Source organism: Staphylococcus devriesei, assembly GCF_002902625.1.
GTDB classification, from domain to species: Bacteria; Bacillota; Bacilli; order Staphylococcales; family Staphylococcaceae; genus Staphylococcus; species Staphylococcus devriesei.
Genome location: NZ_PPRG01000043.1, coordinates 40,118 through 51,654, shown reverse-complemented (window position 1 = coordinate 51,654; position 11,537 = coordinate 40,118). Strand labels below are relative to the sequence as shown.

The 11,537-nt window shown below is 35.0% G+C and carries 12 protein-coding genes; 10 read left to right on the top strand and 2 right to left on the bottom strand.

The annotated features are described in order from the left end of the window. Positions 1 to 100: 100 nt before the first annotated feature. Positions 101 to 418: a DUF5011 domain-containing protein gene (locus tag CD147_RS07305; protein ID WP_103166764.1), complete on the bottom strand. Its 318-nt coding sequence runs from the start codon at positions 416 to 418 to the stop codon at positions 101 to 103. Between the two features lie 258 nt (positions 419 to 676). On the opposite strand from CD147_RS07305, the gene CD147_RS07300 reads away from it, so the two are divergent. Next, positions 677 to 1,822, top strand: a complete 1,146-nt coding sequence (locus CD147_RS07300; RefSeq protein ID WP_103166763.1) for a globin domain-containing protein — start codon at positions 677 to 679, stop codon at positions 1,820 to 1,822. Between the two features lie 174 nt (positions 1,823 to 1,996). Here CD147_RS07300 and folD read toward each other — a convergent pair whose 3' ends face one another. Further along, the gene (gene folD, locus CD147_RS07295; protein ID WP_103166762.1) at positions 1,997 to 2,854 is read right to left on the bottom strand and encodes a bifunctional methylenetetrahydrofolate dehydrogenase/methenyltetrahydrofolate cyclohydrolase FolD; all 858 of its coding nucleotides are present in this window, start codon (positions 2,852 to 2,854) and stop codon (positions 1,997 to 1,999) included. A gap of 210 nt (positions 2,855 to 3,064) precedes the next feature. Between folD and purE the strand changes: the two genes are divergently transcribed. The 9 genes from purE to purN are packed head-to-tail and all read left to right on the top strand — an operon-like array spanning position 3,065 to position 11,534. Next, positions 3,065 to 3,547, top strand: coding sequence for a 5-(carboxyamino)imidazole ribonucleotide mutase (purE, locus tag CD147_RS07290; RefSeq protein ID WP_103166761.1), 483 nt, complete (start codon positions 3,065 to 3,067; stop codon positions 3,545 to 3,547). Then, positions 3,534 to 4,658 (top strand): 5-(carboxyamino)imidazole ribonucleotide synthase, encoded by a 1,125-nt coding sequence (purK, locus tag CD147_RS07285; protein WP_103166760.1) that lies wholly within the window; start codon positions 3,534 to 3,536, stop codon positions 4,656 to 4,658. Before purE ends, purK begins: the two co-directional genes overlap by 14 nt. Before the next feature lie 3 nt (positions 4,659 to 4,661). Continuing rightward, a complete protein-coding gene (purC, locus tag CD147_RS07280) occupies positions 4,662 to 5,366 on the top strand; it encodes a phosphoribosylaminoimidazolesuccinocarboxamide synthase (RefSeq protein WP_103166759.1) in 705 nt (234 codons plus the stop codon). After that, a complete protein-coding gene (gene purS / locus CD147_RS07275; RefSeq protein ID WP_103166758.1) occupies positions 5,366 to 5,626 on the top strand; it encodes a phosphoribosylformylglycinamidine synthase subunit PurS in 261 nt (86 codons plus the stop codon). Before purC ends, purS begins: the two co-directional genes overlap by 1 nt. 1 nt (position 5,627) lies before the next feature. Further along, positions 5,628 to 6,299, top strand: a complete 672-nt coding sequence (gene purQ, locus CD147_RS07270; RefSeq protein ID WP_103166757.1) for a phosphoribosylformylglycinamidine synthase subunit PurQ — start codon at positions 5,628 to 5,630, stop codon at positions 6,297 to 6,299. Then, a complete protein-coding gene (gene purL / locus CD147_RS07265) occupies positions 6,292 to 8,481 on the top strand; it encodes a phosphoribosylformylglycinamidine synthase subunit PurL (RefSeq protein ID WP_103166756.1) in 2,190 nt (729 codons plus the stop codon). Before purQ ends, purL begins: the two co-directional genes overlap by 8 nt. Continuing rightward, the gene (purF, locus tag CD147_RS07260) at positions 8,460 to 9,944 is read left to right on the top strand and encodes an amidophosphoribosyltransferase (RefSeq protein WP_103166755.1); all 1,485 of its coding nucleotides are present in this window, start codon (positions 8,460 to 8,462) and stop codon (positions 9,942 to 9,944) included. The genes purL and purF overlap by 22 nt, the downstream gene beginning before the upstream one ends. Next, complete coding sequence (purM, locus tag CD147_RS07255) at positions 9,937 to 10,968, top strand: phosphoribosylformylglycinamidine cyclo-ligase (RefSeq protein WP_103166754.1); 1,032 nt, start codon at positions 9,937 to 9,939, stop codon at positions 10,966 to 10,968. The genes purF and purM overlap by 8 nt, the downstream gene beginning before the upstream one ends. Next, a complete protein-coding gene (purN, locus tag CD147_RS07250; protein ID WP_103166753.1) occupies positions 10,968 to 11,534 on the top strand; it encodes a phosphoribosylglycinamide formyltransferase in 567 nt (188 codons plus the stop codon). Before purM ends, purN begins: the two co-directional genes overlap by 1 nt. The last annotated feature ends 3 nt before the right edge of the window (positions 11,535 to 11,537 follow it).

The window sequence follows — 11,537 nt, the reverse complement described above, 5'->3', positions numbered from 1 at the left end:
TAAGCATATAGTTGAGAAGCGTTATCATTTTCACTGTTTTCAAGGGTTTTAAATGCAAAAAAGACAAGATAATTATTATCTCGTCTTTTAAACATTTTATTTATTTGACTTCTATATATCGAGTAGAAGTTTCTTTAGCACCATCTGAATCAATGACATTATATTTAACTTTATATTTACCAACTTTAGATGTGTCGACATGACCGTCTATAGTAATTTTATGAGTTAAATCGCCATCTTCTTTATCATATGCACTAATTCCATTTAATAAATTGTATTTTTGACCTTTTTCTATCACAATATCATTTACACCTTTAAGTTCAGGAGTGTGGTTAGATGTAGCTTCTGCACTTAGATTAGGGGTAACAAGAGTTGCGGAGACTCCGAGCGCTGAAAGAGACTGTATTAGTTTATTCATTACGTTAACCTCCGAAAATTTAAATCATTGAATCATTTAATTAAACTATACGTTAATCTTTGAATTAATACATCATACTATAGTCCTAATATATCGCATAATTTCAGAAATTTAAATAATATAAAGTAAAATATATATTAAGATTATGTAAATTGAACTTTCTGTGAATTTTTTTACAAAATATATCTAGTTTTTTTAAGAGAGATTATAATGAAATAATAGTTAATTTGAAATTTATAACTAACGGGAGTGGTTCAAGTGTTAAATGAACAAGAAAAAGGCATTATTAAAGAAACGGTGCCAGTATTACAAGAAAAAGGGACTGAAATAACGTCTTATTTTTATAAAAGAATGTTTCAACAACATCCTGAGTTGAAAAATATGTTTAACCAAACAAACCAACAAAAAGGATTTCAATCAACTGCTTTAGCTCAAAGTGTTTTAGCGGCAGCAGTGAACATTGACAATCTTGGTAATATACTACCAGTAGTTAAAGAAATTGCTTATAAACACTGTGCATTACAAGTACCACCTGCAGGTTATGACATAGTGGGGGAAAATTTAATTGAAGCAATTAAAGCTGTAGTAGGTTTAGAAGACGATCATCCAATAATCCAAACTTGGAAAAAAGCATATCAAGAAATTGCTGATGTATTTATCCAAGTAGAAAAAGACATTTATAGCAATATGCTTTGGGATGGTTTCCAACCTTTTAAAATTGAAAAAATTGAAAAATTATCTTCAAATATTAAAGCATTTACCGTTATTTCAGATAAATATGATTTAAGTCAATTTACACCTGGGGAATATATTACTGTAGACGTTAGTAGTGAGAAAATGCCATATCGTGCTAAAAGACACTATTCAATCGTAAGTGGGGACACTACACACCTAACATTTGCAGTTAAAAGAGATGTAACAACGGATCATGAAGGAGAAGTATCTACTATCCTACATGATGAGTTAAATGAGGGTGATGATATTAACTTATCAGCTCCAGTTGGTCCATTCGCTGTGGCTAATCTTGAGCATCCACAATTATTCATCGGTGCCGGAATTGGCGTTACTCCGCTTATATCTATGTTTAATCAAGCAACAGAAAAAGGAAGCGCTGCACAATTTATTCAAGTAACTGGAGATGTGAATGACACGCCGTTTACTTCTTATTTGAAAGATATTAACCAAAAATCTAACAAAGTTGATTATAAATTATATGATAGAGCGGCTAATGGCTATTTAACTAAAGAATATCTTGCTGACTTTATTAAAAATGATACAGAAATATATGTATGTGGCGGAGCAAAATTCTTACAATCAGTTATCGAAGTACTTAAAGATATGGATATCGATCAAAGTCATATTCATTATGAAACATTTGTACCTAAATTAAGTGTAACAGTGTAAAATAATAGATTATAAATAATCTTTGCAGATAGGACGTTTAATGAGCCTATTACACGATAAAATAATTTTTAATTTATATGTTATAGAAAAAGCTTCAATGATTTCACATTTGTAATCATTGAAGCTTTATAAATTTAAATTCTAAAATTCTAATTATTATTGATAATTAATCAATTATTCGATTCCACGACGCATTTTTTCAGCTAATAACGTATTGTTTAAAACCATTGTAATAGTTAATGGACCAACGCCGCCTGGAACTGGTGTAATAGCACCCGCAACTTCTTTTACCTCTTCGTATTCAACATCGCCTTTTAATTTACCATTTTCATCTGGAGTATTACCAACGTCTACAATAACCGCGCCTTCTTTAACATCGTCTTTAGTTACAAGACCAGGTTGTCCTACTGCGCTTACGATAACGTCAGCATCTTTTAAATGACTGTGCATATCTTTAGTACGTGAGTGTAAAATTGTAACTGTAGCATTTGCTTGTAATAACAATTTAGATACTGGTTGACCGACAATATGACTACGTCCGATAACTACAGCATTTTTCCCTTCTAAATCGATATCAGCATGTTTTAAGATTTCCATGATGCCTAATGGTGTACATGGAACAAAAGTTTGTTCATCGATATATAATTTACCAATATTTGAAGGATGGAAACCATCGACATCTTTTTCAGGATTGATAGCTTCTAAGATTTTTTGTTCACTTACTTGTTTAGGAAGTGGTACTTGAACTAAAATACCGCTTACTGAATCGTCATTGTTTAAACGTTCTAATTCTTTAAGTACATCTTCTTCTGAAGTATCTTCGTCTAAATGAACAATTTCAGAAATCATACCGATTTTTTCAGCAGCTTTCTTTTTAGAATTAACGTAACTTTGGCTAGCGCCGTCGTTACCAACTAAAATAACTGATAATTTAGGTTTATACCCTTTTTCTTTTAAAGACTCAACTTGATCTTGCAATCCTTGTCTATAGTCCTTAGAAATTTGTTTCCCATCTAAAATTTTTGCAACCACAAAAAATTCCTCCTTGTTTGTTTAATCATAACTATAGCTTAACTTTAAACCTTTCAATGCGTCAATTATTTATCAAAAGACGTAAATTAGAACAAAAAATATAGATAAAGTTCGATTTTTAATTGAAAAAGCGTTTAAGGATTGTTATGCTATATCTGTAATATACAACTAATCGTATCTAAATTTCAAACTTTTGAAAGGGTGTACAAAGTGAAAGTAGCAGTCATTATGGGCAGTTCCTCAGACTGGAAGATAATGCAAGAGAGTTGCAAGATGTTAGAACAATTCGAAATTCCGTATGATAAGAAAGTTGTGTCAGCACATCGTACGCCAAAATTAATGTTCGACTTTGCAAGCGAAGCTCATGCAAATGGGTATGATCTAATTATTGCTGGAGCTGGTGGCGCAGCACATTTGCCTGGCATGGTAGCTTCATTGACAACTTTACCTGTGATTGGTGTTCCAATCGAATCTAAAAGTTTAAAAGGACTAGATTCATTATTATCAATTGTTCAAATGCCTGGCGGAATCCCGGTTGCAACAACTGCGATTGGTACTGCAGGAGCTAAAAATGCAGGCATTCTAGCAGCTAGAATTTTAAGCATAAGTAATGAATCAGTTCGTAAGAATTTAGAATATTATGAACAGTCACTTTCAGATAAAGTAGGTGAAATGCAAAATGAACTTCAATAAGCTAAAGTTCGGTGACACAGTAGGCATAATTGGTGGAGGTCAATTGGGTAAAATGATGGCACAATCCGCTCAGAAAATGGGATTTAAAGTAATATGTTTAGATCCAAACCCGGACAGCCCATGTAGACCGCTAGCAAATACCTTTATTGTTGCTAACTATGACGATGAACATGCGCTTCAAGAACTTGGCGAAAAATCAGATGTGATTACGTACGAATTTGAAAATATTTCGGCAACTCAATTGGAACATTTAACTCAACAATATAATATCCCTCAAGGTTATCAAGCAATTCAATTATTGCAAGACCGTCTTACTGAAAAACAAACTTTAGAACAAGCGGGTTCTAAAATCGTTCCTTTTTTGTCAGTACAACATGAAGACGATTTAAATCAAGCTATTCATCAGCTTGGCTATCCTTTTATTATTAAAACACGTTTTGGTGGTTATGATGGTAAAGGACAAATCTTAGTTAAAGATGAAACTTTTATTGAGGAAGCTAAAGAGCTTATCACACATCAAGAATGCGTTGCTGAACGCTATCTTGATATTGATAAAGAGGTTTCTTTAACAGTGACCATTGGTAACCATAATCAAATTACTTATTTCCCTCTACAAGAAAATGAACATCGTAACCAAATCTTATTTAAAACGATTGTTCCTGCTAGAAGTGACAAGGAAAGAGAAGCAAGAGAAGAAGTTAATAAAATTATTGAGAAGGTACACTTCGTAGGTACTTTCACAGTAGAATTCTTCATTGATAAAGCTAATCATTTATTTGTGAATGAAATTGCGCCGAGACCTCATAATTCAGGGCACTATTCAATAGAAGCTTGTGATTATTCTCAATTCGATACACATATTCTTGCGGTAACTGGTCAAGCATTGCCGCATTCAATTGAAATTTTAAAGCCTGCCGTTATGATGAATCTACTTGGACGAGATTTAGATTTATTAGAAGAAGAGTTTGGTAATCATCCCGAATGGCATGTTCATATTTATGGTAAACCTGAACGTAAGCCAGATCGCAAAATGGGGCATATGACGATTTTAACTAATGATGTTAACGCAACTGAAGACGAAATGCTAAAGCAATTTGAAGGGAGAGAATAATAAATGTCTCTATTATACGAAGGTAAAGCTAAAAGAATCTTTTCGACTGATACACCACATCAATTAAGAGTTGAATATAAAGATGAAGTTACTGCGGGAAACGGTGCTAAGAAAGATAAAATGGAAGGTAAGGGTCGATTAAATAATCAAATCACCTCCATTATATTTGATTACTTAGCTAAAAATGACATAGATAGTCATTTTGTTAAACAACTTTCTGATACAGAACAATTAGTTGAAAGAGTAAAGATAATTCCATTAGAGGTTGTAGTTAGAAATATTGCTACAGGTTCAATTACAAAACGCTTAGGTCTTGAAAAGGGCAAACAATTTGAAGCGCCACTAGTAGAATTCTTCTATAAAAATGATGATTTAAATGATCCATTAATTACTGACGATCATATAAAACTTTTGAATATCGCTAATGATAAAGAGATAGAAACATTAAAATCAATGGCTAAAGATATTAATCGAGTATTGATTCAATTAATGGATGAAATGGAATTACGATTAGTTGATTTCAAAGTTGAATTTGGTAAAACGCAAGATGGCAAAATCTTATTGGCAGATGAAATTTCACCTGATACATGTCGTATTTGGGATAAATATTCAGATACTAACTTTGATAAAGATGTCTACAGAAATGATACTGGTTCACTTATTGACACATATCAAACATTTTTAAATAAATTGGAGGATCTTAAATAATGAAAACGATTGAATTACACATCACTTTACAACCACAGGTGTTAGATACTCAAGGACAAGCATTAAACCGTGCTGTACATGACTTAGGCTATAAACAAGTGAATGACATTAGAGTTGGAAAGGTGCTATATATGACAGTAGACGAACCAACAGATGAAGCGGTTAATAACATTGTAACTACACTAAGTGAAAAATTATTCGCTAACACAGTGATTGAGGAATATAGTTATAAAATCGTTGATGAAAAGGAGAATGCATAAAATGAAATTTGCAGTTCTCGTATTTCCAGGTTCCAATTGCGATAGGGATATGTATAATGCAGCAATTAAATCAGGCGCTGATGCAGAATATGTAGATTATCGAGAAACATCTTTAGAAGGTTTCGATGGCGTGTTAATTCCAGGTGGTTTCTCGTTTGGAGATTACTTGCGTTCAGGTGCAATGGCAAGCGTCGCTCCAATTATTAACGAGGTAAAACGTCTTGCTAAGGAAGGTAAACCAGTACTAGGTGTATGTAATGGATTCCAAATTTTAACAGAAATAGGTTTGTTACCAGGGGCTTTACTTCATAATGATACGCATTTATTCATTAGCAGAAATGAAAGTCTAAAAATTGCCAATAATCAAACTCCTTTTACCAATTTATATGGGGAAAATGAAATTGTTATCTATCCAGTAGCACATGGCGAAGGGCATTACTATTGTACAGACGAAATTTATAATGAATTAGTTGAAAATAATCAAATTATTTTAACGTATGAAGATAACCCAAATGGCTCACATGAGCATATTGCCGGAATTGTAAACAAAGAAGGGAATGTGTGTGGCATGATGCCTCATCCAGAAAGAGCACTTGAAACAATTCTTGGCACAGATAGTGGCGTGAAATTATTCGAAGCAATGGTTAATAGTTGGAGGGAACAAAATGTCTAAGTTTATCGAACCTAGTATTGAAGAAATTAAACTTGAAAAATTATATCAAGATATGGGTTTAAGCGATGCAGAATATGAGAAAGTATGTACGATTTTAGGAAGAGAACCTAACTTTACAGAAGTAGGTATCTTCTCAGTAATGTGGAGTGAGCATTGTTCTTACAAACATTCTAAACCTTTCTTAAAACAATTCCCTACAACCGGCGAACACGTCTTAATGGGTCCAGGTGAAGGGGCTGGTGTAGTTGATATTGGCGATGAACAAGCCGTAGTATTCAAAGTAGAATCGCACAATCATCCTTCTGCAATCGAACCCTACCAAGGTGCTGCAACGGGTGTAGGTGGCATTATTAGAGATATCGTTTCAATCGGGGCAAGACCTATTAACTTATTAAATAGTCTTCGCTTTGGTGAATTATCGAAAAAACAAAATCAACGTTTACTTAGAGGTGTCGTACGTGGTATCGGTGGCTATGGTAATTGTATCGGTATTCCAACCACTGCGGGTGAAATTGAATTTGATGATCGTTATGACGGTAACCCATTAGTTAATGCGATGTGTGTAGGCGTTATTGATCACGATATGATTCAAAAAGGTACGGCGAAAGGTGAAGGCAACTCAGTTATTTACGTAGGATTAAAAACAGGCCGTGACGGTATCCATGGCGCAACCTTTGCTTCGGAAGAATTAACTGAAGAAAGTGAAAGTAAACGTCCATCAGTTCAAATTGGTGACCCGTTCGTTGGTAAGAAATTAATGGAAGCTACTTTAGAAGCAATTACGTTTGAAGAATTAGTTGGTATTCAAGATATGGGTGCTGCAGGTTTAACATCATCTTCATCAGAAATGGCAGCTAAAGGTGGTAGTGGACTTGTCTTACATTTAGATCAAGTTCCAACACGTGAACCAGGTATTTCTCCATATGAGATGATGCTATCAGAAACACAAGAAAGAATGTTGCTTGTCGTTGAAAAAGGTACTGAACAAAAATTCTTAGACTTATTTGAAAAACACGAATTAGATAGTGCCGTTATTGGTGAAGTTACGAATACTGACCGCTTCGTGCTTAAATATGAAGACGAAACCTTTGCGGATATACCAGTTCAATCTTTAGCAGATGAAGCACCTGTATATGTACTTGAAGGTGAAGATAAAGAATATAATACTTCTAAAAATGATTACTCATCCATTGATGTTCAAGATGTGTTTGAAAAATTATTAATACACCCAACAATAGCTTCTAAACACTATCTATATGAACAATATGATCAACAAGTAGGAGCTAATACAATCATTAAACCAGGTTTACAATCATCAGTCGTACGTGTCGAAGGTACAAACAAAGCGATTGCCTCTACGATTGATGGCGAAGCACGTTATGTTTATAACCAACCATACGAAGGTGGAAAAACGGTCGTTGCTGAAGCCTATCGCAATCTCATAGCAGTAGGTGCCACACCACTTGCGATGACTGACTGTTTAAATTATGGTTCTCCAGAGAAAAAAGAAATTTATCAACAGTTAATAGATTCGACTAAAGGAATGTCAGAAGCATGTGAAGTGCTTAAAACACCAGTAGTTTCAGGTAACGTTTCTTTGTATAACGAAACACGCGGCACATCAATATTTCCAACCCCAGTTGTCGGTATGGTAGGACTAATTGAAGATATTAATTATTTAAATGATTTCCATCCTAAAGCAGGGCATAAGTTATATTTAGTTGGCGAAACTAGAGATGACTTTGGAGGAAGTCAAATAGAGAAATTATTATATAACAATGTGAATCATGAGTTTGAAGCGATTGATTTAAGTGATGAAGTAGCCAAAGGTGAAGCGGTTAAAGCAGCTATTAGAAATGGCGTAGCCTCACATGTGCAAACAGTAGGTAAAGGCGGTTTATTAATTACATTAGCACGTATTAGTGCGCACTATAGCCTTGGCATAGAAGCACAATTAAACCTTTCAAATGCCCAACTATTCAGTGAGACTCAAGGACGTTATATTATTGCGGTAAAAGAAGGACAAACCTTAGATATCGATAACGCGATTGAAATTGGTCAGTTAACAGACGTAGATGAGTTTAAAGTTACCAATGCCCAAACTACTATTACGGAAAAAGTCTCAGACATTAAAGAACATTGGGAAGGAGCAATTGCGCAATGTTTGACTACAGTGGATTAAACGAAGAATGTGGCGTTTTTGGAATCTGGAATCACGCTGAAGCAGCCCAACTTACTTACATGGGACTTCATAGCTTACAACATCGTGGCCAAGAAGGCGCAGGTATTGTCGTGTCAGACGGGGAAAGATTAAAGGGAGAGCGCGGTCTTGGATTACTAACTGAAGCAATTAAAGAAGTCCAAATGGAACGACTTAAAATTGGTCATAACGCTATTGGACATGTTCGTTACGCAACTTCAGGTAATAAAGGTATCGAGAATATTCAACCTTTCCTATATCACTTTTACGATATGAGCGTTGCCATTTGTCATAACGGAAACTTAATTAATGCTAAATCATTACGCCAATATTTGGAAAAACATGGAGCCATTTTCCACTCATCTTCAGATACTGAAGTTATTATGCACTTAATTCGTCGTAGCAAAGCGCCAACATTTGAAGAAGCCTTAAAAGAAAGTTTGAGACAAATTAAAGGTGGCTTTACATTTGCTATATTAACTAAAGATGCTTTATATGGCGCGGTAGATCCTAATGCTATTCGTCCTTTAGTAGTCGGTAAAATGCAAGATGGCACTTACATCTTAGCAAGTGAAACATGTGCTATAGATGTATTAGGTGCTGAATATGTCCAAGATATTCATGCGGGCGAATACGTCGTTATTAATAACAATGGAATAGAAGTTAAATCATATACAAGTCAAACAAATACAGCTATATCAGCTATGGAATATATATACTTTGCACGACCTGACTCTACTATTGCTGGGAAAAATGTGCACGCCGTGCGTAAAGCTTCAGGTAAAAAGTTAGCGCAAGAAAGCCCAGCCAAAGCTGATATGGTTATTGGCGTACCTAATTCTTCTTTATCTGCCGCTAGTGGCTATGCAGAAGAAATTAAACTGCCTTATGAGATGGGATTAGTAAAAAACCAATATGTGGCGCGAACATTTATACAACCAACACAAGAATTACGTGAACAAGGAGTACGCGTGAAATTATCTGCTGTTAAAGATATCGTGGACGGAAAAAATATTATCTTAGTGGATGATTCAATTGTACGTGGAACTACAAGCAAGCGTATCGTTAGAATGTTAAAAGATTCTGGCGCCAAAGAAGTTCACGTACGTATCGCTTCCCCAGAATTCATGTTCCCAAGTTTTTATGGTATAGACGTTTCCACGACTGCAGAACTTATTTCTGCAAGTAAATCGCCAGAAGAAATTTGCGATTATATTGGGGCAGATTCATTAGCCTATTTAAGTGTGGAAGGATTAATCGAATCAATTGGTTTAGATTATGATTCGCCTTATAGCGGGTTATGTGTAGAAAGCTTTACTGGTGACTATCCAGCAGGCCTATTTGATTATGAAGAAAATTATTATAAAAATTTAAGTCAACGTCAAAAAGATTATATCGAGAATCACAAACACTACTTTGATAGAGAGGGTAATATCCATGTCTAAAGCTTATGAACAATCAGGTGTTGATATTCACGCAGGTTACGAAGCAGTTGAAAGAATGTCTAGTCACGTACAACGCACAATGCGCAAAGAAGTATTAGGTGGGTTAGGTGGCTTTGGTGCGACATTTGATTTGTCACAACTTAATATGACTGCGCCAGTCCTTGTTTCAGGCACAGATGGCGTAGGTACTAAATTAAAACTCGCTATCGATCATGATAAACACGATACAATTGGCATTGATGCCGTTGCAATGTGCGTTAACGATATACTTACTACTGGCGCTGAACCATTATATTTCTTAGATTACATTGCTACTAATAAAGTGGTTCCAGAAGTTATTGAACAGATTGTTAAAGGTATTAGTGATGGTTGTGAAGAAACTAACACAGCTCTTATTGGTGGAGAAACGGCTGAAATGGGCGAAATGTATCATGAAGGCGAATACGACTTAGCTGGATTTGCGGTAGGAGCCGTTGAGAAAGCAGATTATATTGATGGTTCAGCTATTGAAGAAGGTCAAGCTATCATTGGACTCGCTTCAAACGGTATTCATTCCAACGGTTACAGCCTAGTCCGTAAATTGATTAAAGAATCTGGTATTAATTTAAATGAAACTTTCGATGGTAGTACTTATTTAGAGACATTTTTAGCTCCAACCCAATTATATGTTAAGCCTATTCTTGCTTTGAAAAAGGCTGTCCAAATTAAAGGCATGAACCATATTACTGGAGGGGGATTCTACGAGAATATTCCACGTGGCTTACCTGAAGGTTTAACAGCGAAGATTAACATACAATCATTCCCAACACCAAAAGTCTTCGATTGGTTACAACAACAAGCTCGAATACAAATAGATGAAATGTATAACGTCTTTAATATGGGGATTGGCTATACAGTTATTGTAGAACAAAAAGATGTGGAACAAGCAATCGAAATCTTGAAGCAACAAGGCATCTCAGCTTATAAAATTGGTGACGTTATAGCTAACCAAGACAAACCTATTATCTTAGAGGGGGTAGAATAGTGGCTAAAGTAGCTATCTTCGCTTCTGGTTCGGGCAGTAATTTTGAAAATATTGTACAACGTGCCGATAAAGGTGAACTTAATAATATTGAGATTACTGCATTATATACAGACCATCATGATGCATATTGTATTGAGCGTGCTAAAAAATTAAAGGTTGCGGTTCATATAAATGAGCCAAAAGACTTCGCCTCTAAAGCTGAATACGAACGTCGCTTAATTCAATTGTTAGAGCTTGATGAGGTTGAGTGGATTATATTAGCTGGTTATATGAGATTAATTGGACCTGACTTACTTGATGCTTACGAAGGTAAAATTTTAAATATCCACCCATCATTATTGCCAAAATATAAGGGGAAAGATGCGATTGGACAAGCATTTAATAGTGGCGATAATATAACTGGGTCAACTGTTCATTATGTTGATAGTGGGATGGATACGGGAGAAATAATTGAACAACGACAATGTGAAATTAAAGAGGACGATACTAAAGAAGATTTGGAAGACCGTGTAAAACATTTAGAATACGAACTTTATCCTAGTGTGGTAGCTAAGATTATTAAATAAGGA

Bases quoted from the DNA above. Each gene is read 5' to 3' on its own strand.
- purK (WP_103166760.1), top strand. From the start codon at position 3,534: ATGAACTTCAATAAGCTAAAGTTCGGTGACACAGTAGGCATAATTGGT.
- purQ (WP_103166757.1), top strand. From the start codon at position 5,628: ATGAAATTTGCAGTTCTCGTATTTCCAGGTTCCAATTGCGATAGGGAT.
- purM (WP_103166754.1), top strand. From the start codon at position 9,937: ATGTCTAAAGCTTATGAACAATCAGGTGTTGATATTCACGCAGGTTAC.
- purC (WP_103166759.1), top strand. From the start codon at position 4,662: ATGTCTCTATTATACGAAGGTAAAGCTAAAAGAATCTTTTCGACTGAT.
- purF (WP_103166755.1), top strand. From the start codon at position 8,460: ATGTTTGACTACAGTGGATTAAACGAAGAATGTGGCGTTTTTGGAATC.
- CD147_RS07305 (WP_103166764.1), bottom strand. From the start codon at position 418: ATGAATAAACTAATACAGTCTCTTTCAGCGCTCGGAGTCTCCGCAACT.
- purL (WP_103166756.1), top strand. From the start codon at position 6,292: ATGTCTAAGTTTATCGAACCTAGTATTGAAGAAATTAAACTTGAAAAA.
- purS (WP_103166758.1), top strand. From the start codon at position 5,366: ATGAAAACGATTGAATTACACATCACTTTACAACCACAGGTGTTAGAT.